Origin of the sequence: Streptomyces flaveolus (assembly GCF_000716535.1) — a bacterium.
Lineage (GTDB): Bacteria > Actinomycetota > Actinomycetes > Streptomycetales > Streptomycetaceae > Streptomyces > Streptomyces flaveolus_A.
This window is the reverse complement of sequence record NZ_JNWV01000009.1, coordinates 228,147-252,972: the sequence shown is the minus strand read 5'-3', so window position 1 is coordinate 252,972 and position 24,826 is coordinate 228,147. Positions and strand designations below refer to the sequence as shown.

Genomic DNA, 24,826 nt, shown 5'->3' with positions numbered 1-24,826 from the left:
GTCTTGCGTTTCCGACTCTATCAGATCTTTTCTCGACCCGATTTCCTCGGCGCTTTCCAGGTTCCCGCTCTCGCGTTTCCCTTTCCGGCGGTTCCGACTTTATCAGAAGTTCTGAGTCGGTTTTCCCACCCGCTCCGGGCATCCGTGTCCAGCGCGTGAAGTGCTGGGGTTCCCGGTTGGGCGGAGCCGTAAACGTACTGGAGCGGGGCGCCTCGATGCAAATCGAGGCGCCCCGCTCCTGGTTCGGACCGACGAGGCGTCAGACCTCCACGACCACCGGCAGGATCATCGGCCTGCGGCGATAGGTGTCCGAGACCCACTTGCCGAGGGTCCGGCGGATGAGCTGCTGGAGCTGGTGGGGCTCCACGACGCCGTCCTGGGCGGACCGCTCCAGGACCTCCGTGATCTTCGGGAGGACGTCGGCGAAGGCCGAGTCCTCGATGCCGGAGCCACGGGCCTGGACGTGCGGGCCGCCGGTGATCTTGCCGGTGGAGGCGTCCACGACCACGAAGACCGAGATGATGCCCTCGTCGCCGAGGATCTTCCGGTCCTTCAGCGCCGGCTCGCCGACGTCGCCGACCGAGAGGCCGTCGACGTACACGTAACCTGCCTGGACCTTCCCGGAGATCTTGGCCTTGCCCTCGACCAGGTCGACCACCACGCCGTCCTCGGCGATGACGATCCGGTCGTGCGGGACTCCGGTCAGGGCGCCCAGCTCCGCGTTCGCCCTCAGGTGGCGCCACTCGCCGTGGACCGGCATCAGGTTCTTCGGGCGGCAGATGTTGTAGAAGTACAGCAGCTCGCCCGCGGACGCGTGGCCGGAGACGTGCACCTTGGCGTTGCCCTTGTGGACGACGTTGGCGCCCCAGCGGGTCAGGCCGTTGATCACGCGGTAGACCGCGTTCTCGTTCCCCGGGATCAGCGACGACGCGAGGATGACCGTGTCGCCCTCGACGATCCGGATCTGGTGGTCTCGGTTGGCCATGCGGGACAGGGCCGCCATCGGTTCGCCCTGGGAGCCCGTGCACACGAGGACCACCTCGTGGTCGGGCAGGTCGTCCAGCGCCTTGACGTCGACCACCAGGCCCGGCGGGACCTTCAGGTAGCCGAGGTCGCGGGCGATGCCCATGTTGCGGACCATGGAGCGGCCGACGAAGGCGACCCGGCGGCCGTACTCGTGGGCGGCGTCCAGAATCTGCTGGATGCGGTGGACGTGGCTGGCGAAGCTCGCCACGATGATCCGCTTGCGGGCGCCGGCGAAGACCTGCCGCAGGACGTTGGAGATGTCGCGCTCGTGCGGGGTGAAGCCCGGGACCTCGGCGTTCGTGGAGTCGGTGAGCAGGAGGTCGATGCCCTCTTCGCTCAGCCGCGCGAAGGCGTGCAGGTCCGTGAGGCGGTTGTCCAGCGGGAGCTGGTCCATCTTGAAGTCGCCGGTGTGCACCACCATGCCGGCGGGGGTGCGGATGGCGACGGCCAGGGCGTCCGGGATGGAGTGGTTGACGGCGATGAACTCGCAGTCGAAGGGGCCGATGCGCTCGCGGTTCCCCTCCGCCACCTCCAGGGTGTACGGACGGATCCGGTGCTCCTGGAGCTTGGCCTCGATCAGCGCGAGGGTGAGCTTGGAACCGATCAGCGGGATGTCCGGCTTCTCGCGGAGCAGGAAGGGGACGGCGCCGATGTGGTCCTCGTGGCCGTGCGTGAGGACGATGCCCTCGATGTCGTCGAGGCGGTCCCGGATGGACGAGAAGTCCGGCAGGATCAGGTCGATTCCGGGCTGCTCCTCCTCGGGGAAGAGCACTCCGCAGTCGACGATCAGCAGGCGGCCGCCGTACTCGAAGACCGTCATGTTTCGGCCGATCTCGCCGAGGCCGCCCAGCGGGGTGACCCGCAGGCCGCCCTGCGGGAGCGGCGGCGGCGGGCCGAGTTCAGGATGCGGATGACTCAAAAGACTCTCCTCACCACGCGCGCCACGTACCGGTATGGCACGTGGCGCGCGTGACGTTCGTGCGGAAGCAGTTGTCGTTGTCGGTTGCAGGCACCGGTGGCCTGCGTCTTCTGTTGTTCTTCAGTTGTGAAGCCCCTGTGGTGCCAAGTCTGTTGTCAGAGCTGTACCCCGCCGGCGGCAAGATCGATCTTGAGCTGGGCGATCTCCTCGGGCGAACACTCGACCATGGGCGAGCGCAGCGGTCCGGCGGGCAGGCCCTGGAGGGCCAGGGCGGCCTTGGTGGTCATGACGCCCTGGGTGCGGAACATGCCGGTGTAGACCGGGAGCAGCTTCTGGTGGATCTCCGTGGCCTTGACGACGTCACCGGAGGTGTACGCGTCCACCAGGGCGCGCAGGTCGGGGGTGACCAGGTGGCCGACGACGGAGACGAAGCCGACCGCGCCCACGGAGAGCAGCGGGAGGTTGAGCATGTCGTCGCCGGAGTACCAGGCGAGGCCGGATCGGGCGATGGCCCAGCTGGCGCGGCCGAGGTCGCCCTTGGCGTCCTTGTTGGCGACGATCCGGGGGTGCTCGGCGAGCCGGACGAGGGTCTCGGTGTTGATCGGGACGCCGCTGCGGCCGGGGATGTCGTACAGCATGACCGGCAGGCCGGTGGCGTCGGCGACGGCCGTGAAGTGCCGGTACAAGCCCTCCTGCGGGGGCTTGTTGTAGTAAGGCGTGACGACCAGGAGGCCGTGGGCGCCGATCCGCTCGGCCTCGCGGGCCAGCTCGATGCTGTGGTGCGTGTCGTTGGTGCCGACCCCGGCGACGACGTGGGCACGGTCGCCGACGGCTTCCAGGACGGCTCGTACCAGGTCCGATTTCTCCGCGTCACTGGTGGTGGGCGACTCGCCGGTGGTGCCGTTGATGATCAGGCCGTCGTTGCCTGCGTCCACCAGATGGGCGGCGAGTCGCTGCGCGCCGTCGAGGTCGAGTGCGCCGTCCGCCGTGAAGGGCGTGACCATGGCGGTGAGGACCCGCCCGAAGGGGGTCTGCGGAGTCGAGGTCGGAGCCATGGGTAACACGCTACTCGGTGCTCGATGCGGGGTGCGCCCTTGGGGTGTCGGGTAAGTCCGGACAAAGAAGGAGCCCGGCACTGCCTGCTCGGGGGTTCAAGCAGTGCCGGGTCCGTTTGATCAGGCTAGATGAACTTCTCTAAATGCCGCAATACGGACACTTCGCCAGGCTGACCCGTACATCCGTTCCCGACAGGGGAACAAGGCTTCGTTACGGGGCCACACGCCCGTTCGCGTTGAAGGCGGCGTAGGTCAGCGGCATGAGCTTCGCCCACTCCGCTTCCATCTTCTCGCCCACCATCTCGATCTCCCGCTGCGGGAAGGACGGCACCTTGGCCAGCTCGTGCTGGGTGCGCAGGCCGAGGAAGTGCATCAGGGAGCGCGCGTTGCAGGTCGCGTACATCGAGGAGTAGAGGCCGACGGGGAGAGCGGCGCGGGCCACCTCGCGGGCGACGCCCTCGGCGAGCAGCTTCTGGTAGGCCTCGTACGCCTGCTCGTACGACTCCCGCAGGGTGCTGCTCACGGCCTCCTGCTGCGCCGGGGTGCCCTCGACGAAGACGTACTTGCCGGGGCGGCCCTGCTGGACGAGCTTGCGGTCGGAGCCGGGGACGTAGAAGACGGGCTGGAGCTCGCGGTAGCGGCCCGACTCCTCGTTGTACGACCAGCCGACCCGGTGCCGCATGAACTCGCGGAAGACGAAGATCGGGGCGCTGATGAAGAACGTCATCGAGTTGTGCTCGAACGGGCTGCCGTGCCGGTCGCGCATCAGGAAGTTGATCAGACCCTTGGAGCGCTCGGGGTCCTTCTTCAGTTCGTCCAGGGACTGCTCGCCGGCGGTGGAGACGCGGGCGGCGAAGAGCACGTCGGCGTCCGAAGCGCTGGACTTCACCAGCTCGACGGTGACGTCACTGCGGAACGTGAGCGACTCGGGGGTGGTCACGGGGGTCGGGGTCCTTCCCATCACTTCGTTGGTTCGCGACCACCTTACGGGGGCACCCGGCGCGGCCTGGAACCACCTCGCCTCAAAAAACGCACCCGCGATTTTTTCGGACAAGGGCACCTTTTGTGTCACTCGATCGTCTGTATCGGTGAGGTCCACCCATTCGATCACCAACCGTGAGAGGAACGGCACCCACGATGTTCCGTCGCCGCGAGCCCGTACCCTTCGCCTTCCTGGCCGAGGCGGACAGGTTCCGCAGCAATGTCACTCCCCCGCCCCGTCGGCGTGCGTCCTTCGGCGAGATGGCCGGGCGCTGGCTGCTGGGCCTCACCATCGTCGCCGGGCTCATAGGCGCCCTGGTCGTGGGCATGCCGGCGCTCTCCACACCGTCCGATACGCCGGCTCAGCAGTCCCAGGCGTCCCAGGGGCACTGAGCGCAGGCACTGCCCCTTGTGGACGCTCAAGGCTGGTGAGCGGGAACGGGGCCGGATAGCCTCACGGCACAGCCCCCGTGAGGACCGAGTGAGGACCAGCCGTGCCCCTGCCCTTCCTGACGGCCGACCGCACCTTCGAGACGACGGCCGAGAGTGCGTTGCCGTACGACGACCCGGATCGCTGGCGGCGCCCGTACCGGCCCGGTCCCTGGCGAGTGGGCGGGGCCGCGCTGGTGCTGCTGCTCGCCTCCTTCGTGCTGTTCGGCGCCGTGCTCACCGCGCTCACCGGCTCGCCGGCCGACGCCGGGGTGGTCCTCGGCGTCGGCCTGGCGATCGTCGTCGGCGCGCTGCGGCTGCTGCGCATGGGCGTGTGGGTGAGCCGGCGCGGGCTGCGCCGGACCGGCTTCCTGGTGACGCGGACGATGCCGTGGGCGCGGGTGGTCTCGGTGCGGACCGTGCAGCAGCCGGTGCGCTGGCTGGGTCTGCCGCGCACGGTGCAGGGGCAGGCGCTGGCGCTCGTACGCAAGGACCGGCGTCCGGAGGACACCCCGCCGCTGCTCACCACGCACGGCCTGGACTTCCTCGGCCGGCCGATGGCCTTCGACCGAGCGGCGGACGGGGTGGAGGCGTGGGCGGCGGAGTACGGGGGCCGCTGAGCGAACGGTGCGGGCGGGATTCGGATCGCTCACCCGCCCGCCCCGCGAGACGCCCCTGCGGGACGCCCCGGCCGTGACCGCTCGACCGCCCGGCGACGGAACGTGCCGTCAGGCCTGGACCGACTTTCCGTCGTGCAGGGCGATGGCCCTTTGCATCGCCTTGCGGGCGCGGGGGGTGTCGCGGGCGTCGTGGTAGGCGACGGCCAGGCGGAACCAGCAGCGCCAGTCGTCCGGGGACGCCTCCGTCTCGGCCTTGCGCTTGGCGAACACCTCGTCGGCCGAGTCGCGGTCGATCCGGCCGCTGGGCAGGCGCTTCAGCTCGTCGACCGGCAGGCCGCCCTCGGCATCGAGTTCGGCGGCGAGCTGGTTGGCCTTGCGGACGAACTGGGTGTTCTTCCACAGGAACCACAGGCCGATGAGCGGCAGGACCAGCACCGCCACACCGAAGGTGACGGTGACGACCGTGCCGGACTGGATGAGCATCACGCCACGGCTGCCGACCAGGACAAAATAGAAGACCAGGACGGCGGCCGTGACGAGGTAGGTGATCTTCGCGCGCATCGGAGGCGTCTGTCTCGGCTCGTTCGTCTCAGCTCAGGTCCAGGAAGTGCTCCAGGCCGAACGTGAGGCCCGGAGTGGTCACCACACGGCGCGCGCCGAGCAGGATGCCCGGCATGAAGCTGCTGTGGTGCAGGGAGTCGTGGCGGATGGTGAGGGTCTCGCCCTCGCCGCCGAGCAGCACCTCCTGGTGGGCCAGCAGGCCACGCAGGCGGACCGCGTGCACGGGGACGCCGTCGACGCTGGCGCCCCGCGCACCGTCCAGGGCCGTGACGGTGGCGTCCGGCGCCGGTGCCGTGCCGGCCGCCCGGCGGGCCTCGGCGATGAGCTGGGCCGTGCGCGTGGCCGTACCGCTCGGCGCGTCCACCTTGTTCGGGTGGTGCAGCTCGACCACCTCCACCGACTCGAAGTACGGCGCGGCGATCTGCGCGAACTTCATCGTCAGCACGGCCCCGATGGAGAAGTTCGGCGCGATGAGCACGCCGGTCTCCGGGGACTGGGCGAGCCAGCCCCTCAGCTGCGCGAGGCGGTCCTCGGTCCAGCCTGTCGTACCGACGACGGCGTGGATGCCGTGGCGCACGCAGAAGTCCAGGTTGCCCATGACCGAGGCCGGGGTGGTCAGCTCGACGGCGACCTGGGCGCCGGTCTCCGCCAGCGTCTCCAGCTTGTCGCCGCGGCCGAGGGCGGCGACCAGCTCCATGTCCTCGGCGGCCTCGACCGCCTTGACCGCCTCCGACCCGATCCGGCCCTTGGCACCGAGGACCGCCACGCGCAGCTTGCTCATGTTCCTGTTTCCTAACCGGTGGTGTTTCAGGCGACCGCGTCGTGCAGCCGGGAAGCCTGCTTGTCCTTGAGCGGGCCGATGACCGACAGCGACGGGCGCTGTCCCAGGATGTCGCGGGCGACCGCGCGGACCTCGTCCGGGGTGACCGCCTCCATCTTCGCGAGCATGTCGTCCACGGACATCTGCTCGCCCCAGCACAGCTCGCTCTTGCCGATACGGTTCATCAGCGCGCCGGTGTCCTCCAGGCCCAGGACCGTGGAACCCCGCAGTTGGCCGATGGCGCGGGCGATCTCGTCGTCGGAGAGGCCGTTCTGCGCGACGTGGTCGAGTTCGTCGCGGCAGATCCGAAGGACGTCGTGCACCTGACTGGGCCGGCAGCCGGCGTAGACGCCGAACAGGCCGCAGTCCGCGAAGGCGGAGGTGTACGAGTACACGCTGTAGGCGAGGCCGCGCTTCTCCCGGACCTCCTGGAAGAGGCGGGAGGACATGCCGCCGCCGAGCGCGGTGTTGAGCACGCCCATGGCCCAGCGGCGGTCGTCGGCGCGCGGGATGCCGGGCATGCCGAGGACGATGTGGGCCTGCTCGGTCTTGCGGGCGAGCAGTTCCACCTTGCCGGAGGTGCGGATCGTACGGCTGCCCTCGCGCGGGGCGATGGGCCGCGCGTCCGGGTCGCGGAGGGCGCCCGCCTTCTCGAAGGCCGCGCGGACCTGGCGTACGACCTTGTTGTGGTCGACGTTGCCGGCGCAGGCGACCACGAGGTGGGTCGGGTCGTAGTGCTTCCGGTAGAAGCGGCGGATGCGGTCGGCGGTGAGGGCGTTGACCGTGTCGACCGTGCCGAGGACCGGGCGGCCGAGGGCGTTGTCGCCGAACATGGTGTGCGCGAAAAGGTCGTGCACACAGTCGCCCGGGTCGTCCTCGGTCATGGCGATCTCTTCGAGGATCGCGCCGCGCTCGACGTCGACGTCCTCTTCGAGGATCAGCGAGCCGGTCAGCATGTCGCAGACGACGTCGATGGCGAGCGGCAGGTCGGTGTCGAGCACGCGTGCGTAGTAGCACGTGTACTCCTTGGCCGTGAACGCGTTCATCTCGCCGCCGACCGCGTCGAGCGCGGAGGAGATGTCGAGCGCGCTGCGACGGGTCGTGCCCTTGAAGAGCAGGTGCTCCAGGTAGTGCGTGGCGCCGTTCAGGGACGGGGTCTCGTCGCGGGAGCCGACGTGCGCCCAGATGCCGAAGGTGGCGGAGCGGACCGAGGGCAGGGTCTCGGTGACGATGCGCAGGCCGCCCGGGAGGGTGGTCTTGCGGACCGTACCGATGCCGCCCGTGCCCTTGATCAGGGTTTGGGTACGGGCGACGGCCCGCGCCTCCGAAGAGGGGCGGGCCGTCACCTTGGAGCTACGGGACGTCACTGCTCGGCGTCGTCCTTGTTCTCGTCGTTGCCTTCCTCGCCCTCGATCACCGGAACGAGGGAGAGCTTGCCGCGGGAGTCGATCTCGGCGATCTCGACCTGGACCTTCTGGCCCACGCCGAGGACGTCCTCGACGTTCTCCACGCGCTTGCCGCCGGCGAGCTTGCGGATCTGCGAGATGTGCAGCAGACCGTCCTTGCCGGGCAGCAGGGAGACGAACGCACCGAAGGTGGTCGTCTTGACGACCGTACCCAGGTACCGCTCGCCGACCTCGGGCATCGTCGGGTTGGCGATGCCGTTGATCGTGGCGCGGGCGGCCTCCGCCGAGGGACCGTCGGCGGCACCGATGTAGATCGTGCCGTCGTCCTCGATGGTGATCTCGGCGCCCGTGTCCTCCTGGATCTGGTTGATCATCTTGCCCTTGGGGCCGATGACCTCACCGATCTTGTCGACCGGGATCTTGACGGTGATGATCCGCGGAGCGTGCGGGCTCATCTCGTCGGGCCGGTCGATGGCCTCCATCATCACGTCGAGGATGTGGAGGCGGGCGTCGCGGGCCTGCTTGAGGGCCGCGGCCAGGACGGAGGCCGGGATGCCGTCCAGCTTGGTGTCGAGCTGGAGGGCGGTCACGAACTCCTTGGTGCCGGCGACCTTGAAGTCCATGTCGCCGAAGGCGTCCTCAGCACCGAGGATGTCGGTGAGGGTGACGTAGTGCGTCTCGCCCTCGATCTCCTGGGAGATCAGGCCCATGGCGATACCGGCGACCGGGGCCTTCAGCGGCACACCGGCGTTCAGCAGCGACATGGTGGAGGCGCAGACCGAGCCCATGGACGTCGAGCCGTTGGAGCTCAGCGCCTCGGAGACCTGGCGGATCGCGTAGGGGAACTCCTCGCGCGTCGGCAGGACGGGCACGAGAGCACGCTCGGCGAGCGCGCCGTGGCCGATCTCGCGGCGCTTCGGGGAGCCGACGCGGCCGGTCTCACCGGTGGAGTACGGCGGGAAGTTGTAGTTGTGCATGTAGCGCTTGCGGGTCACCGGGGAGAGGGTGTCCAGCTGCTGCTCCATGCGGAGCATGTTGAGGGTGGTGACGCCCAGGATCTGGGTCTCGCCACGCTCGAACACCGCGGAACCGTGCACGCGCGGGATGGCCTCGACCTCGGCGGCCAGCGTGCGGATGTCGGTGACACCGCGGCCGTCGATGCGCTTCTTCTCCTTGATCACGCGCTCGCGGACCAGCTGCTTGGTGAGCGAGCGGTACGCGGCGGAGATCTCCTTCTCGCGGCCCTCAAACTCCGGCAGGAGCTTCTCGGCGGCCAGACCCTTGACGCGGTCCAGCTCGGCCTCGCGCTCCTGCTTGCCGGCGATGGTGAGCGCCTGGGCCAGCTCGGGGCGGACGGCCGCGGTCAGGGCCTCGAACACGTCGTCCTGGTAGTCCAGGAAGATCGGGAACTCGGCGGTCGGCTTGGCGGCCTTGGCGGCGAGGTCGGCCTGCGCGCGGCACAGGACCTTGATGAAGGGCTTGGCGGCCTCCAGACCGGCGGCGACGACCTCCTCGGTCGGCGCCTCGGCGCCGCCCTCGACCAGCTTGATGGTCTTCTCGGTGGCCTCGGCCTCGACCATCATGATCGCGACGTCGCCGTCCTCCAGGACGCGACCGGCGACCACCATGTCGAAGACGGCGTCCTCCAGCTCGGTGTGGGTCGGGAACGCGACCCACTGGCCGCGGATCAGCGCGACGCGGACGCCGCCGATCGGGCCGGAGAAGGGCAGACCGGCCAGCTGCGTGGACGCGGACGCGGCGTTGATCGCCACGACGTCGTACAGGTGGTCGGGGTTGAGGGCCATGATCGTGGCGACGACCTGGATCTCGTTGCGCAGGCCCTTCTTGAAGGACGGGCGCAGCGGACGGTCGATGAGGCGGCAGGTGAGGATGGCGTCCTCGGACGGACGGCCCTCACGGCGGAAGAAGCTGCCGGGGATCTTGCCGGCGGCGTACATCCGCTCCTCGACGTCCACCGTCAGCGGGAAGAAGTCGAGCTGGTCCTTGGGGTTCTTGGAGGCGGTGGTGGCCGACAGCACCATGGTGTCGTCGTCCAGGTAGGCCACGGCGGAACCGGCGGCCTGCTTGGCCAGGCGGCCCGTCTCGAAGCGGATGGTGCGGGTGCCGAAGGGACCGTTGTCGATGACGGCCTCGGCGTAGTGGGTCTCGTTCTCCACTAGCGTTTTCTCCGTTACTAATCGTCTTTCGTCCCTTGGCTGCCCGTGTGGCAGGGGGACGGTGGCGGAGAAGCGCTCCGTGCGGTGCGGGCCGGTCTTCGATCGAAGCACCCGGGGCTCGCTTCCCCCCGGGGGCCACTACCGAGGACCGGCGGCGGCTAGGTGCGCTCCTCCTCGTTCTGTGCGTTCTGTGCGTTCTGTGCCGTACGTCGTGGTGCTGTGTCGTACGTCGTTCCGTGTCGTGCGTATTGCGTTGTGCTACCACACTACAAAGCGTGAGTGACACTCCGCACGTCTCCGCACGTCTCCGCACCTAGGGCGGAGGGTTCCGCTGTGCGCGGCAGGGCCCCGCATACGGCAAAGGGAGCGGCCCCCGAGTACTTTCGGGAACCGCTCCCCTCACGGCGTCTTACCGGGCGCCCGCCGCACCGCGGCGGATGCCGAGGCGGTCGACCAGCGTACGGAAGCGCTGGATGTCCTTCTTCGCCAGGTACTGGAGAAGGCGGCGACGCTGACCGACGAGGATCAGCAGGCCACGACGGGAGTGGTGGTCGTGCTTGTGGGTCTTGAGGTGCTCCGTCAGGTCGGAGATCCGACGGGAGAGCAGAGCGACCTGGACCTCGGGGGAGCCGGTGTCACCCTCCTTGGTACCGAACTCGGCGATGATCTGCTTCTTCGTAGCGGCGTCGAGCGACACGCGTACTCCTCATAGTCTGTTGAGTGCCACCGAGTGCCCCCGGTCTACGTCTCGGGGGAGCTTCCGTTACTCGGGAGGCGGGGATCCGCTGGGCGCGGCCTCCAGAACGAGCACGGGGCGGTTCCGGGGGTGCGTACACAAACGGCCGTCACTCAGGGTACCAGGCGGTGGCGGGCACCTTACGCCGGGTCGGCGAACCGTCCTGGTGGGACGGCCCCGGCCACTAGGGTGAGCGCCCGGACCGTACCTACCTCGGGAAGGGGTCGCTGCACGATGGCGGAAACGGAAGCGGAGATCAAGGCGCGCAAGGAGCGGGAGCGGGACGAGCTGTACGCCCTCGACATCTCGGGCGTCGAGTGGCACTGCGCGCCGGGCACGGAGGAGCACGAGGAGCGGGTCGAGATCGCGTACCTGCCCGGCGGCGCGGTGGCGATGCGGTCCTCGCTCGACCCGGACACGGTGCTGCGCTACACCGAGGCGGAGTGGCGGGCGTTCGTGCTGGGGGCTCGGGACGGGGAGTTCGATCTGAAGCCTATGGCTCATAACGGGGGGCTGGACGTGCAGTGAGCCGTGCATGAGAAAGGGCGGCACGCGCGCGTGCCGCCCTTTTTGCAATCCGGCTCCTCGCCGGTGACGGCCCGCTGCCGCCGTCCGGCTCCTAGCTGGTCATGGCCCGCGCCTGCGCGTAGACGTCGAAGACGGCCAGGGCCAGCGGGACCAGCGTGAGCAGGACGAAGCTTTCGGCGATCTCCAGGAAGCGCCCCCAGAAGGGGGTGACACCGCGCCGTGGGGTGATCAGGGCGATCGCGGTGACCAAGGCCGTGGCCGCGGCGACGGCGGCGGCGAGCCAGACGCTCCGGATGTCGAGGGCCAGGGTGTCGCCCCGGAGGGCGTCGATCAGATAGTCCCGCGGCGGGTTCAGGGCCAGCCCCAGGCCGAGGAAGACGATGGCGGCGAGGCCCGCGGCCAGGGTGGCGCCGACCTGTGCGGTGTAACGGAACAGGTGCGCCCGCATGAGCATCGCCACGCCGGTCGCGAGAGCCAGCAGCTGGGCCCAGATGTTGCTGGAGAAGCCGAGGACGATGGACGCGCCCACCGCGACGAGAGCGCAGCCGCCGACGAGGCCGACGAGGAGTTCGTGGCCGCGCCGGGCCTGGGCGGCCACACGCTCGGCGTCCACGGGCTCCTGGGGCGCGGGCTCGCCGGTGTCGTAGCCGCCGCGGGAGGGGTTGGGCGGTTCGAAGCCGATGGGCAGCCGCGCGAAACGCATGGACAGGCCGGGGAGGAAGGCCAGCGCCACGACGGAGAGCGGGGCACAGACGGCGGCCGTCTCGATGGGCCTCAGCTCGGTGAGGATCGCGATGAAGGTCGTGATCAGACCGATGGCGGAGGCGAAGACGAACGCCACGAAGGGTCCGTCGCCGCCCGGCGACACCAGGGTGAGCACCAGGGCGGCGACCAGGACGGTCGTGCAGGCGAGCAGGAACTGCAGTCGCCCGATGCCCTCACCGGCGGAGAGCGACAGCAGGCCCGAGCCGGCCACGGCGACGTTGGGCAGGGCGCCAAGTCCCAGCGCGACGGCGGAGCCTCGGTCGTCGTACACACGCGCGCGTACGCACGCGATGGTGACGAGCAGGATGCCGCAGACGCCCGCGATGATGCCCTGCAGGCTGTGCATGTCGTGCCGGATCTGCGAGCTCCAGGCCACGAACGCGAGCAGCGCGGGCAGGATGCCGCCCGCGACGAGACCGGCGGCGCGGGTGAGGTCGCCGCTCCACAGGGTGCGGTCCCGGGTGACGGCGGCGGCCACCGCCTCGGAGACGTCGTCGAGGACGGCCGGGGGCAGCGACTCGGCGAACGGGCGCAGGGTGAGCAGCTCGCCGTCGAGGATGCGCTGGGCCGTGAAGGACCGGGCGCCGTCGAGGACGGTGCCGTCACGGCGTACGAGGTGGTAGCCGACCGGAGCACCCTCGGCCGGGCCCTGCTGGGACAGGCGCAGGATCTCCGGGTAGAGGTCGGCGACCGGTACGTCGTCGGGCAGCGCGACGTCGATGCGACTGTCGGGCGCCACGATGGTGACGCGGCAGAAGCCGAATCCCATGCCCGCTCCGGAAGGGGCTCCGGTGCCCGGTCCACCGGTCGCGCCGGCCGGCGCGGAGGCCGTCATGCTCACCTGCTGTTCCCCCTCGTCGGTGGTGGGGCGGCCTACGGTGCCACCGCGCACCTTCCGCCCGTAAAGATGCTGTGTAGGTTGTGCGACGCCTTCCCGCTCCACCGGCCGACCGAGCGGTTCTGGCCGGGATCTGCAGGAGACGCTTACTTCGAACAGGTGCGGATTGCCCGGGTTTTCCCAAAACGATTCGCAACTGCTCACGCGCTTCACCGGCACCCTACCGCCCGCCGTTGTCAGTGGTTGTCAGTAGGATCGCGGTTCGCGATCGACGTCCGCCTGACACGGGGCGGCGGATGAAACATCTCGGTCCGGCAAGGGAATTGGTGCGTAGTGAGCCACATCGTCGTCAAGCGCCCCCCGCGGGCACTGCCGAAGGAAGTGCCCACGGACGAGGTCGTGCTGCAGGCTCCGCCGGAACTGCCGCGCGGTCAGCAGGAAGGCGCACTGATGCAGCTCCTGCCCATGCTGGGCATGGGCGGATCCGTGGTGTTCTTCTTCAACCCGCAGGCCCAGCCCTTCATGAAGATCATGGGCCTGGTGATGGTGGCCTCGACGATCGCCATGGGCATCTCGATGCTCGTCCGCTACCGCCGCGGCAACCAGGGGCAGATGGCCGACCTGCGCCGTGACTACCTCCGTTATCTGTCGCAGACCCGCCGCGCCGCCGTGGAGACCGCGAAGACCCAGCGCGACACCCAGTACTACCTGCACCCTTCACCGGAGCAACTGTGGGCTCTGGTCGCCGAGGGCAGCCGGGTGTGGGAACGGCGCACCGCCGACGAGGACTTCGGGCAGGTGCGCGTGGGCCTCGGTCCGCAGGCTCTGGCCACGCCCCTGATCCCACCCCAGACCGCCCCGGTCGACGAGTTGGAGCCGCTGACCGCCGGCGCCATGCAGCGCTTCCTGTCGACGCACAGCACCCTCGACGACCTGCCGATGGCGGTGTCGCTGCGCGCCTTCTACCACGTGACGATCAGCGGCGAGCCGGGCACCGTGCGCGGCACCGCCCGGGCCGTCACCGCCTCCCTCGCCTCGCTGCACTCCCCCGAGGACCTGGTCATCGCCGTCGTCACCGCGCGTGAGTCGGCGCCCGAATGGGAGTGGGCCAAGTGGCTGCCGCACGTGCAGGCCCCGGGCGTCACCGACGGTGCCGGCAGCATGCGCCTGATCAGCACCGACCCGGTGGAGCTGGAGGACCGGCTCGCCTCCCGCCTGGAGGGCCGCCCTCGTTTCCACCCCTCCGGGGCGCCCGTTCCCGAGCAGCCGCATCTGGTGGTGGTGCTCGACGGCGTCTCCTTGCCGCCCACCTCCTTGCTGGCCAACCCCGAGGGCCTGCAGGGCGTGACGGTCCTGGAGGTCGTGCCGGGCGACCTCACCATCGGACGCGGCGACCTGTCGGTCGTCGTACAGCCCAGGGAACTGCGGCTGGAGTCCGCTCACGGCATGGTCTACGAGGGAACCCCGGACGTCCTTTCGTACGAGGCGGCGGAGGCGTTGGCGCGTCAACTGGCACCGCTGCGCGTGGCATCGGGCGGCGACGACGACGAACCGCTGCTCGCCAACCTGGAGTTCACCGACCTGCTGAACCTGGGCGACGCCGCCTCGGTCGACCCGAAGCGGACCTGGCGGCCCCGCTCTCAGTCGGAACGGCTGCGCGTGCCGATCGGTGTCGGCGAGGACGGCCGGCCCGTGATGCTCGACCTCAAGGAGGCGGCGCAGGAAGGCATGGGCCCGCACGGTCTGTGTGTCGGTGCGACCGGTTCCGGCAAGTCCGAACTGCTGCGCACCCTGGTACTGGGTCTCGCCGTCACCCACTCCTCGGAAACGCTCAACTTCGTCCTCGCGGACTTCAAGGGCGGTGCGACCTTCGCGGGTATGTCGCAGATGCCGCACGTGGCGGCCGTCATCACCAACCTCGCGGACGACCTGACCCTGGTCGACCGCATGGGCGACTCCATCCGCGGTGAGCTGAACCGCCGACAGGAGATGCTCCGCGACGCGGGCAACTACGCCAACATCCACGACTACGAGAAGGCACGCGCGGCGGGCGCCCCGCTGCAGCCGATCCCGTCCCTCGTCCTGGTGATCGACGAGTTCAGCGAGCTGCTGACCGCCAAGCCGGACTTCATCGAGATGTTCGTACAGATCGGCCGTATCGGCCGTTCGCTGGGCGTGCACCTGCTGCTGGCCTCGCAGCGCCTGGAGGAGGGCCGTCTGAGGGGCCTGGAGACGTACCTCTCCTACCGGATCGGTCTGCGGACGTTCTCGGCGGCCGAGTCCCGTGCCGCGCTCGGTGTCCCGGACGCCTACGAGCTGCCGAACGTGCCGGGTTCCGGTTTCCTGAAGTTCGGCACGGACGAGATGGTGCGCTTCAAGGCCGCGTACGTCTCCGGGGTGTACCGCACCAGCTCGCAGCAGGCCGCGGCGCTCGGTGGCCCGCTGCCCGTCGACCGCAGGCCGGTCCTCTTCACGGCGGCCGAGGTCCCGGTGCAGTACGTGCCGATCCCGCAGCAGCGGCAGGAGGAGGCCGACAAGCGGCAGGACGACGCGCTCGCGGACACCGTCCTCGACGTGATCGTGCGGCGTCTGGAGGCGCAGGGCCCCGCCGCCCACCAGGTGTGGCTGCCCCCGCTGGACAGCCCGCCGTCGCTCGACGCGCTGCTGCCGGGGCTCGCCCCGGTGCCCGGCCGCGGTATGACCCAGCCGGGCTACGAGGGCGCGGGCAGGCTCGTCATCCCGGCCGGCCTGATCGACAAGCCGTACGAGCAGCGGCGCGACCCGCTGTGGCTGGACTTCGGCGGCGCGGCCGGCCATATGCAGATCATCGGCGGCCCGCAGTCCGGCAAGTCGACGCTGCTGCGTTCGATCATCGCTTCGTTCGCGCTGACGCACACCCCGTGGGAAGTGCAGTTCTACGGCCTGGACTTCGGTGGTGGCGGTATGGCCTCGGTGGCCGGCCTGCCGCATGTGGGCGGTGTCGCCTCCCGTCTGGACCCGGAGAAGGTCCGGCGCACGGCGGCCGAGGTGTACGGCGTCATGACCCGGCGCGAGGAGTACTTCCGCTCGGCGGGCATCTCCTCCATCGCGGAGTTCCGCACCCGTCGCGCGCGGGGGGACATCTCGGTGACCGACCAGCCCTGGGGTGACGTCTTCCTGGTCATCGACGGGTGGGGCAACTTCCGCACGGACTACGAGGCCTTGGAACCGCTGGTGCTGGACATCGCCGCGCGTGGCCTGGGGTACGGCATCCACCTGGTTCTGACCGCTTCGCGCTCGATGGAGGTCCGCGCGAACCTCAAGGACCACCTGATGAACCGCCTCGAGCTCCGGCTGGGCGACCCCATGGACTCCGAGATCGACCGCAAGATCGCGGCCAACGTCCCCACCGGCGTACCGGGACGCGGTCAGACCCCGCAGAAGCAGCACTTCATGGCGGCGGTCCCGCGCATCGACGGCCTCTCGTCCGACACGGACCTCGCTGAGGCGACGACCGCCCTCGCGGCCGAGGTCACCCGCCACTGGCAGGAGCCGGGCGCCCCCGAGGTGCGCCTGCTGCCCCGCGAGTTCCCGGCCACGCAGCTTCCGCCGGGCGACCGTTTCCCGAACCGCGGCATCTCCTTCGCCCTCGACGAGGACAACCTGGAGCCGGTGTTCGTGGACTTCGAACAGGACCCGTTCTTCCTGGTGTTCGGGGAGAGCGAGTCCGGCAAGTCGAACCTGCTGAAGCTGCTGATCAAGCGCCTGACCGAGCGGTACGACGGCAACACCTGCAAGCTCTTCGTCGTCGACAACCGGCGCTCGCTGCTCGGGGTGACCCCGAAGTCGCACCTGGCCGAGTACATCCCCATGTCGAACCAGATGCAGCACCACATGGACGCACTGGCCGACCTGATGCAGCGCCGCACCCCGACCGCCGACGTGACCCCGGAGCAGCTGCGCAACCGCAGCTGGTGGCGGGGCCCCACGGTGTACGTCATCATCGACGACTACGACCTCGTGTCCACGTCGAGCGGCAACCCGCTGGCGGGCCTGACGGAACTGCTGCCGTTCGCCCGCGACGTCGGCGTCCGCTTCATCATCGCCCGCTCCACGGCAGGCGCCGGCCGCGCCGGCTACGAGTCCTTCATGCAGCGCATCAAGGAACTCGGCGCCCAAGGCGTGGTCCTCGCGGGCGACCCGGCCGAGGGCGACCTGCTGGGCGGCGTCCGGCCACGGCCGATGCCGGCGGGGCGGGGGATCTTCGTTTCTCGGAAGCGGGGGAAGCCGATGGTTCAGGTCGGGCTGGTGGATGTAGAGAATTGAGGCACGCAGGCACTGCTGATCTGACGACGCTCCCGCTGATCGGCCGGAGCGGAAAGACGGGAGGAACCGCGCATGGCGTGGGACGAGTGGGAACAGCTGAAAGCAAAGGCAGCACAGAACCAGTCAGCCCATATGCAGCTCAACCATGTAACTCCCGACAACGGAGGCGGCGAGAATACGCGTGGCGATCTCACCGTGTACCAAGAGGACCTCTCCGCGATCGGTTCCGCCGCCCACGAATTGTTCCAGGACTTCAGCCGGTTCAGCGATCATGCCCGTATGTCCTCCATCAAGGCGGCTGGAGGACTGAAGACTGAGGGGTTCGACATCGGGGCTGCCCTCGATCATGTAGCCGAGCGCTGGGTGGACCAGGTACAGAGCCTCCTCGACGCCTGTGCCCACATCTCCAACCACCTCCGCTACACCAAGAACCAGCACGCCGCCGACGAGTCCTATATCGCCGGCACTCTCAGCAGCATCTCCCAGCTCGACCAGGGCTTTGAGGAGCGGAAAGGCAGCTGACGGCCATGGATCTCGATGCATTGCGCCACGGGAACTTCTCGCAGCTCGGTGAGGCCATCACCGACTGGGAGGAGATGACGAAGAACCTGGCGACACTGAAGGAAGACGCCCAGAGCAACCTGAAGAGTCGCGCGGACAAGGCGAACTGGGCTGGCGTCAACGCACAGGTGAGCCGAGAGTTCGTCGGCAAGACCGCGGAGGAGTTCGCGGACGCCCACACGCAGGCGGACTCCATCACGAAGATCCTCAAGGACACCCGTGGCGAACTCATCAGGTACCGCGATCAGCTGAACGAGACCCTCGAACGCGCACCGTACAAATACTGCACCGTGATCGACACCGGCGGCGGGACCTTCACCGTCGCCGGTAATCCTCGTCCTGACTGGGCTTCCGACCCAAGTGGCAGCACAAGCGCGGTCAGCCAGCAAGACGTCGAGGACCTACGCAACGAGATTCAGCGCATTCTCAACAAGGCGACCGAGAGCGACAGTACTGCGGCCAAGGCGCTCCGACTCCTCGTCGACCAGGCGAAGTACGGCTTCTCCGGCGCCCACTACGAAACCCGGGACGAAGCCGCCAAGGCGGTCGCGGACGCCGACCGGATGGCCAAGATCCTTGCGAAGAACCCGCACGACGTGACGAGTACAGAGCTCGCCTCACTCAACTCGGCCCTGGCCAAGTACAAGAATGACCCTCTGTTCGCGGAAGAGTTCGCCACGCAGGTCGGCCCGAAGAAGGTACTCACCTTCTGGGCCGGCATCGCCGATCCCTACCAGGGAACTTACGACCCCGACCGCGCCAAGCAAGCAAAACAGCTCCAGAAGAACCTAGGAATCATCGTCGGTCAAGCCACCCTCTCGGACAGCGACAAGATGCAGAACTGGGAGCGGCAGATGATCCGGCTGGGTCCCGACCAGCTCGGGATCGACGACGCGGGCAACCCGACTGGTTACGCGGTCATGAGCAACCTCATGCGCTTCGGTGACTACGACGACCAGTTCCTCAACGACTACGGCGACAAGCTCGTCGCGTACGACAAGAAGGTGAACGGCCAGGGCATCAACGCCTGGGTCAACAACTTCAATGACGGCGACCTCAACTACTGGGGCTACAAAAACGATCGTGGCCGCGACCCAATGACCGGATTCCTGGAAGCGCTCGGTCACAATCCTGATGCGTCGACGCAGTTCTTCGCCCAGCCCGACGGCAGCGGTGACACAGTCCGCAAGGACTCCGAGGTCAACGAGCACCTGAAGTACCTGACGACGGAACGAGTTTGGGTCTCCGACGCCACGATGGAGGGCAACCACGACTACGTCGCGGCGCGCAACTCACTCGGACGCGCACTGGAGGCGGCCACGACCGGCTACTCCGCCGATGCGTCCGCGAAGGACATCGCCACGGGTGATCGTCGCACCGCAGCCACGGCAGGTGTCATGGAACAGGTCGCCTACCTTTACGGTGGAGAGGACGGCCCGAAGATGCTGCACGATCAGCCCGAGCTGGCCGACAGCCTGGGCAAGATGGCTGGGGCGTACATCGATGACATCGACTACGAGCTGTCCGGTATCGGGGACCACAGCAAGGACGCGAGCGACTTCCCTGCCCGATATGCCGGACGCGCCCACTTTGGCAACCAGGGAGCCATCGATTTCCTGAGCGTCCTCGGCCAGGACGAGAACTCGCACAAGGCCGTGACAGCAGCGCAGCATGTTTACACCTTGAGCATGCTCGACGCCCATCCGCCGACCAGTGATGCAAATATGAACCAGGCTCGGGACATCATGTCAGTGGGCGCGGAAGCCCGCGGCATTCTGGACAATTCCCGCGTCGAGCAGGCGGCGACGACGTACGGCGAGAATTCAGAGGAAGCCAACAAGGCACTGGGTCGGTCGGGTGACTGGAAGAAGCTGCTGGTCGGGGCAGTAGTCGCGGGTGGCGTCGCCTCCATTCCGCTCCCTGGTTCCACGGCTGCCGCAGTTGTCATCGCCCCGGTCGCCACCGACACGATCACCAATGCGGCCAATACGCTGCTCGGACACGAGATCGACAAGGCGACGGATGGCGCGGAATCCGATCCTTTGATCCCGTCACAGATGACGAGCCGTGAATTCTACGGCCGAGGGGTCGACGATCTCGGATCGACCTACGATGCGTACTTCAAGGACCACCCAAACGCCAGGGCTATCGCTGACCAGCAGCAATGGGTCGAAGAAACAAAGAGCAGCTACCTGGGCACCGGCTCCCACGAGAACGACTACCGTGGTCGGCCTCCCTACAAGGACTGAGCAGGGGCATAAAGTGCTGCGAATCGCAAGGAATGGTAGATACGGGACGGCTCTCTCGCTTACGGCTGCAGCGCTCCTTGTCGGGAGTTGCAGCAGTAACTCCGGGCAAGAGCAGGGGAAAGCATCAGGGACGAGTGCGAGCAAGGTTTGCGACGGAGCACTCGACGCTTCCGCCAGACAAGCGTTGCAAAACCTGGCCGGTACCGATCAGTTCGACGAATCCACGGGGGCTGGCGAGACAGGACAGCCCCATACGTTCACCGTACGAAACGCAGTGAGGCATCTGCACGACGAATATCGTCAGCGGCCAGCATGCTGGGTGTACAAGACCGGCGACGAAAGCGGCAAGCCCCTTCTCGAGATTCGCTTTTCGGCATCCCAAAGTTACCCTGCGCCATCCGAAAAGGACGCCGACGGCAGCAAGGTCAGATACCACGTGGGACTGTATGCCCAAGTGGGCCGTGACGGCGCTGACCTATTTTTTCAGTGCCCCACCAGAGCAGCATCCAAAGACGCGTACATTGGCGATACGAAGTACGTGAAAGCGGAACTGTATTCCGATAACGCCCAACTACACGGGGACAGCGCCGTCAATGACCGTATGATGATCCTTAATTCCGTCTCCCGCGAGGTGGCCCGGGAGGCAGGCTGCGCTTCGAAAGCCGGCCTGCCGACTGCGGTGCCCAATCCGTGATCGAGCCCGATGGGCGGCGAGGGGAACGCCGGTTGGATTGAGTACGGCGCCAGGAGGACCGCGTCGGCAGCCTTCAGCGTCCTCTGCCCGTCTTCGACCTTGCGGGCCGCCGGGCATGTCGCTGGTGACGGATCGGCTTCCCGAGCCCGACACAACAGCAGGGTGGGCGCCTCCCGCGCGCGCCCACCCTGGAGTTGCTTCGTCGCTTCCGCGACCTTCGGCCTAGCGGAAGTAGCTGGCCGCCTTCTTGTCACCTTCCATGTACGTACCGCCGGACTGGGCGACGACGTGGCCGATGCCGCTCAGCGCCTGGTGGATGTCGTTCGCTTCCTTGTCCCAGCGGTTCAGCTTCTCGTGGAAGGTGTCCTGGGCCTGACCCTCCCAGTACTGGAGGCTGCTCACGACCAGACGGCGCAGCTCCTGCAGGTCCTGCTCGAGCAGGCTCGCCTCGTTGCCGATCTTGGTCGCCGCGACGTCGAGCCCGTCATAAGTGACTGACAGGCCGTCAGCATTGTTGGCCATACCTGTTACCTCGTCTCGCTGATGTGTATCGAGTGGATGCGCCGGGATGCCCGGCTGAAGCCCTGGGTGTCGGTCGGTCAGTAGGAGCTGAGCGGAGACACGGTGGGAGCGCCGTCGCGCACGTCGATCTTGTTGACAGCCGCTCGGACCTCGTCTTCCTTGCTGTCCTTGATGTTGCGCGTCGCGGTCATCGCCTCGATGACGTCACCGAGGATGCCGCCGATGGCCTGCAGCGACTGGTTGATCTCGTACTGCTTCGAGTCGAAGGCGGCACGACCGATACCGTGCCACTGGCCCTCCAGGCCGTCGATCACGCCCTGCAGCCCGTGGACCCGCTTCCGGATTCCGTCGTACTTCTCCAGCATCTGCTTCTGCAGGTGGATTACTGCGGCATCTTCGAGCTTCTGCTTGTTCTCGGCCATCTCAGCCCTTTCTCTGTCTGTCTCGTTGGTCCAACTGTCTCGACCCACTACCGCACAGTGCGGAACGGCGGCGGGCGCGTACTGCACGCCCTATTCGGAGAGCACAGGGCTACAGACGGCTGACGACGTCACCTGGCACGCCGCGCCCGCGCGACGGCCACGCCCCCACCGCCGATCACGACGACAGCTGCTACGGCGCCGAGCACGACCCAGAGGGCGGTGTTGTCGTTCGACGACTCCGTGCTCGATCCTGCCGCTGAAGTACCGCCGGTAGAACCATTTTCCGGGGCTTGTGACGGGGTTGATGCGGAGGAGGAAGGGGCGGACGAGGAGGAGGAAGAAGACGTGGAGGACGCCGCGGACTTGGCCAGCAGGTCGCCGCCGTTCTCCTTGGCGAGCGGATCGACGTTCGCAGGACCAGGGTTGTAGTGGGAGTTCGCCAGAATCATGCGCGGGCGAACGGCACCATAGCCGAGGTACTTGCTCGGATCGTTCTTCGGCCAGCTACGGCCGGCGGTGTCGATCAGGGCGCGGGTGACCTGGTTCACCGTCCAGTCGGGGTGGGCGGACCAGATCAGAGCGGCGGCACCCGAGGCGATCGCGGCCGCCGAACTCGTTCCATTCACGTCGTCGCAGTACGAACGGAAGGACGCGTCACACCAGCCGGGGAAGTCCTGACCCGGTGCCGCGAAGTCTACGTAGCCGCCAGACGAAGAGAACTTGGACACTGTGCCCGATTTATCGGAGGCCGCTATGCCCACGACATACGGGTAGGCGGCCGGGTAGCCGATGGTATCCCCTGCCTTGCGGCCGTCATTACCTACGGCGGCGATCAGCAGCTTGCCCTTCGAGGCGGCGTACTCGACAGCCGCCCTCTCCTTGGAGCTCGGTCCCTGCGCGCCGAAGGACATGTTGATGATTTTCGCGTCGGTGTCGGCTGCTGCCCGGATCGCTTCGGCTGGCTCAGGCGTTTTGTTGATCTCGCCCGCCTCACCGTTGAGGTCTTCGAACTTAACGCGATACGGGACGATCTTCGCCCCTGGGGCTAGTCCCTTAAGCCCGCCGCCTGCACCCGTTCCCGCGATCAACTCGGCGATGGTCGTCCCGTGGCCGTCGTAGTCGTCCGTGGCCCGGTACGCGACCGTTTTAGGGGTCTCATCGGTCAAAACCTGGCCCTTGAGTGACGAAGTGTCCGCCTTCACCCCGCTGTCAATGACAGCGACCTTCACGCCCTTCCCCGTGCTGACCTTCCACATCTGCTCGGCCTGCATCGGACCCAGGTACCACTGCTTCGCCTGGACATCATCCGCGACAGCGCCCGGAGCAAACCCCACGGTCGCAGCCACCAGGGCACCGACGGCCGCGCCCACAGCACGCACTCGTCTGCCACCGCGCGTCCCGTGGAGCGTAATCCGCTCAGCTCGTCGGCTCATCCCTGACTTCATCGTCTCCGTGTCCTCGCTTGCGGTCAGTTCGCCGCCGGCGGCACATCACGCCGGGGCTTGTCGGGCAGCTGTGTCTCTTCGTCCGCGTCCTCGGGCTTTCCCTTGCGGCCGGCACCGCGCAAGAGACCGGCACCCCCACGCGTCATACCGCTCCGCTCGGCGCCCGCTGCGGAGTTCCGCGCAGCCGGCTTGCCCGTGACAGCGTCGGAACCACCCGTACCCGTACGAGAACCGATCGGCTTGGCGCCGGACCGCGCCGCAGACTCGGGCGCTCCGAAGACACCACGCTGACCGAGCCGGCCAGGCGAGGACTGCGAATTGACCTGTCCCTCAGCCCCGATGACCGTGCCACGGGGAATCCTCGCCCCGCCCTTCGTCGGACCACCGGTGGCCGTGGGGCGCCCCCCGACAACTCCGTTGGAACGGCCGGCGCCGGTGGTCGGCGTGGCGTTCCCCCGAGGTGCCGCCGTGCCACCGGGCCGAGGCGTACCGCCTGTGACCGCACGGCCCATAGGGGATGCGGTACCCCTGCCGGCAGGCTGTCCCGTCGATGTGGCACGCCCCATCTGGTTCATGGGTCCTTGCGCGGTGGTACGTCCGGGATCCTGGGGATTGGTCAGCCCGGTCGCACCCGCACGCCCCTGAGCGGAGGGAGGGGTGCGGTACCCAGCCGAACCACTCAGGCCGCGGCTCGATGTCGGATTGGGCAGCGGAACCCGGTAGCCGGCGCCACCCAGCGGGTCGGGCTGACCGCCGCCCATCGGGGGCGTTCCGGTGACCGGCGGGGTGGGGCCGGTCGTGTGTGTGGTCGTGGGCGTAGGCAGCGTGCCGGTGCTGTCGATGTTCGTACCGACGGGCGGCTCCACTGGGAGCGGGGCCGTGTGGCTGTTGTGCGTCGTCGGCACGTGAGATGGGGCCGCCTCGCCGGTGACGTGGTGGGCTACGTTGTCCGCCCCTACCACAGTTGAGTGATGACGAACGGCGAGTGCCGAGCCTGTCCCCGCGTGCGAGCCGGTGCCGGGCACGGGAGACCCCTCGCTGAACCGATGTGAGGGCCGAGGCACTCCCACGTCGGGCATCGACGTGAAGTTCGGCGTCTTGTCCTTGGCGGGCAGAGCCGCCAGAACCTCTTCCGATACCGCGTAGTACGACGCCAACCTGTTCATCTGGTTGATCGCCTCTTGCCGGTGCTTCTCCACCTGAACGGCGTGGTCGTACTCCGCCTTGTTCGCGGCCTTCTCGGCATCAGTGAACTTGTCGGGCCGCTTCGGGTTCGCCCTGGTGTCACGGGCCGGCATGCCACCACGTACGGCGGCGAGACCCACGGCAGCAGCGGTGATCTGGTCACCCGCCGCCCCGGCGAACTCGCTCAAATGGTGCGTGTTGGTTACGAGGTTGTCGCCCCATATGCGGAACTGGTCGCCCGACACTCCCACCCAGGGGACCTTGTCGATGTGGGCCTTGAGATCGTCGGCAGCCTTCTTGATGGCATCGCGCGCGTCCCATAGCGCCTTGCCGGAGGATTCGAGATCCGCCGGGTCGGTCTGCTCGACAAGATCGATCATCTGGTTCAGGTCGAGGTCGCGCTTGTCGAAGTCCGTCCTGGCGGCGACAGCCCGCCCGAAGGGCGTGGTTTCGACCACGGAGCGCACCATGCCGTTGAGGAAGCCGCCGCGCGGTCCGTCCTCGATACCGCGGACGATGTCCGTCACGGAGTTCTGCTGAGAGACGCGGTGCAAGTCTTCGCTGTGCTTCTTGTCAGTCATC

At 68.1% G+C, this 24,826-nt stretch carries 20 protein-coding genes; 7 read left to right on the top strand and 13 right to left on the bottom strand.

Going from position 1 to position 24,826, the window contains the following annotated elements:
* Window positions 1-259: 259 nt before the first annotated feature.
* From OO52_RS11975 to thyX, 3 genes are all read right to left on the bottom strand, one after another.
* Window positions 260-1,945 (bottom strand): ribonuclease J, encoded by a 1,686-nt coding sequence (locus OO52_RS11975; protein WP_030657619.1) that lies wholly within the window; start codon window positions 1,943-1,945, stop codon window positions 260-262.
* A 155-nt stretch (window positions 1,946-2,100) separates the two neighbouring features.
* The gene (gene dapA, locus OO52_RS11970; protein WP_030657617.1) at window positions 2,101-3,000 is read right to left on the bottom strand and encodes a 4-hydroxy-tetrahydrodipicolinate synthase; all 900 of its coding nucleotides are present in this window, start codon (window positions 2,998-3,000) and stop codon (window positions 2,101-2,103) included.
* Window positions 3,001-3,211: 211 nt separating this feature from the next.
* The gene (thyX, locus tag OO52_RS11965) at window positions 3,212-3,961 is read right to left on the bottom strand and encodes an FAD-dependent thymidylate synthase (protein WP_037630945.1); all 750 of its coding nucleotides are present in this window, start codon (window positions 3,959-3,961) and stop codon (window positions 3,212-3,214) included.
* Between the two features lie 176 nt (window positions 3,962-4,137).
* Between thyX and OO52_RS11960 the strand changes: the two genes are divergently transcribed.
* Together OO52_RS11960 and OO52_RS11955 are read left to right on the top strand one after the other, a co-directional pair.
* A complete protein-coding gene (locus OO52_RS11960) occupies window positions 4,138-4,374 on the top strand; it encodes a hypothetical protein (RefSeq protein WP_030657613.1) in 237 nt (78 codons plus the stop codon).
* 101 nt (window positions 4,375-4,475) lie between these two features.
* A complete protein-coding gene (locus OO52_RS11955; protein WP_030657612.1) occupies window positions 4,476-5,030 on the top strand; it encodes a membrane protein in 555 nt (184 codons plus the stop codon).
* A gap of 108 nt (window positions 5,031-5,138) precedes the next feature.
* Here the strand turns inward: OO52_RS11955 and OO52_RS11950 are convergent, their stop codons facing one another.
* The 5 genes from OO52_RS11950 to rpsO form a co-directional block, all read right to left on the bottom strand.
* Window positions 5,139-5,591, bottom strand: coding sequence for a tetratricopeptide repeat protein (locus OO52_RS11950; protein WP_030657610.1), 453 nt, complete (start codon window positions 5,589-5,591; stop codon window positions 5,139-5,141).
* A 28-nt stretch (window positions 5,592-5,619) separates the two neighbouring features.
* Window positions 5,620-6,372, bottom strand: a complete 753-nt coding sequence (gene dapB, locus OO52_RS11945; RefSeq protein ID WP_030657608.1) for a 4-hydroxy-tetrahydrodipicolinate reductase — start codon at window positions 6,370-6,372, stop codon at window positions 5,620-5,622.
* A 26-nt stretch (window positions 6,373-6,398) separates the two neighbouring features.
* Window positions 6,399-7,778 (bottom strand): M16 family metallopeptidase, encoded by a 1,380-nt coding sequence (locus OO52_RS11940; protein WP_030657606.1) that lies wholly within the window; start codon window positions 7,776-7,778, stop codon window positions 6,399-6,401.
* Window positions 7,775-9,994, bottom strand: a complete 2,220-nt coding sequence (locus OO52_RS11935) for a polyribonucleotide nucleotidyltransferase (RefSeq protein ID WP_030657604.1) — start codon at window positions 9,992-9,994, stop codon at window positions 7,775-7,777. The genes OO52_RS11940 and OO52_RS11935 overlap by 4 nt, the downstream gene beginning before the upstream one ends.
* A 409-nt stretch (window positions 9,995-10,403) precedes the next feature.
* Window positions 10,404-10,691, bottom strand: coding sequence for a 30S ribosomal protein S15 (gene rpsO / locus OO52_RS11930; protein WP_030657602.1), 288 nt, complete (start codon window positions 10,689-10,691; stop codon window positions 10,404-10,406).
* Between the two features lie 273 nt (window positions 10,692-10,964).
* Between rpsO and OO52_RS11925 the strand changes: the two genes are divergently transcribed.
* Window positions 10,965-11,258: a DUF397 domain-containing protein gene (locus OO52_RS11925; protein WP_030657600.1), complete on the top strand. Its 294-nt coding sequence runs from the start codon at window positions 10,965-10,967 to the stop codon at window positions 11,256-11,258.
* 91 nt (window positions 11,259-11,349) lie between these two features.
* On the opposite strand, the gene eccD is transcribed toward OO52_RS11925, so the two are convergent.
* On the bottom strand, window positions 11,350-12,858 hold the full coding sequence (gene eccD / locus OO52_RS11920) for a type VII secretion integral membrane protein EccD (RefSeq protein ID WP_030657598.1): 1,509 nt from the start codon (window positions 12,856-12,858) through the stop codon (window positions 11,350-11,352).
* A gap of 336 nt (window positions 12,859-13,194) precedes the next feature.
* Between eccD and OO52_RS11915 the strand changes: the two genes are divergently transcribed.
* The 4 genes from OO52_RS11915 (at window position 13,195) to OO52_RS50730 (ending at window position 20,670) form a co-directional block, all read left to right on the top strand.
* The gene (locus OO52_RS11915; RefSeq protein ID WP_030657596.1) at window positions 13,195-17,166 is read left to right on the top strand and encodes a type VII secretion protein EccC; all 3,972 of its coding nucleotides are present in this window, start codon (window positions 13,195-13,197) and stop codon (window positions 17,164-17,166) included.
* Window positions 17,167-17,238: 72 nt separating this feature from the next.
* A complete protein-coding gene (locus OO52_RS11910) occupies window positions 17,239-17,688 on the top strand; it encodes a hypothetical protein (RefSeq protein ID WP_030657594.1) in 450 nt (149 codons plus the stop codon).
* A 5-nt stretch (window positions 17,689-17,693) separates the two neighbouring features.
* Complete coding sequence (locus OO52_RS11905) at window positions 17,694-19,976, top strand: DUF6571 family protein (RefSeq protein ID WP_030657592.1); 2,283 nt, start codon at window positions 17,694-17,696, stop codon at window positions 19,974-19,976.
* 319 nt (window positions 19,977-20,295) lie between these two features.
* The gene (locus OO52_RS50730; protein WP_158712485.1) at window positions 20,296-20,670 is read left to right on the top strand and encodes a hypothetical protein; all 375 of its coding nucleotides are present in this window, start codon (window positions 20,296-20,298) and stop codon (window positions 20,668-20,670) included.
* Window positions 20,671-20,892: 222 nt separating this feature from the next.
* Here the strand turns inward: OO52_RS50730 and OO52_RS11900 are convergent, their stop codons facing one another.
* From OO52_RS11900 to OO52_RS11885, 4 genes are all read right to left on the bottom strand, one after another.
* Window positions 20,893-21,192 (bottom strand): WXG100 family type VII secretion target, encoded by a 300-nt coding sequence (locus tag OO52_RS11900; RefSeq protein WP_030657590.1) that lies wholly within the window; start codon window positions 21,190-21,192, stop codon window positions 20,893-20,895.
* Window positions 21,193-21,269: 77 nt separating this feature from the next.
* Complete coding sequence (locus tag OO52_RS11895) at window positions 21,270-21,614, bottom strand: WXG100 family type VII secretion target (RefSeq protein WP_030657588.1); 345 nt, start codon at window positions 21,612-21,614, stop codon at window positions 21,270-21,272.
* 128 nt (window positions 21,615-21,742) lie between these two features.
* Window positions 21,743-22,993 (bottom strand): S8 family serine peptidase, encoded by a 1,251-nt coding sequence (locus OO52_RS11890; protein ID WP_420711448.1) that lies wholly within the window; start codon window positions 22,991-22,993, stop codon window positions 21,743-21,745.
* Between the two features lie 89 nt (window positions 22,994-23,082).
* Entirely contained in the window at window positions 23,083-24,825 is a 1,743-nt protein-coding gene (locus tag OO52_RS11885) for a hypothetical protein (protein ID WP_037630943.1), read from the bottom strand.
* Between the last annotated feature and the right edge of the window lies 1 nt (window position 24,826).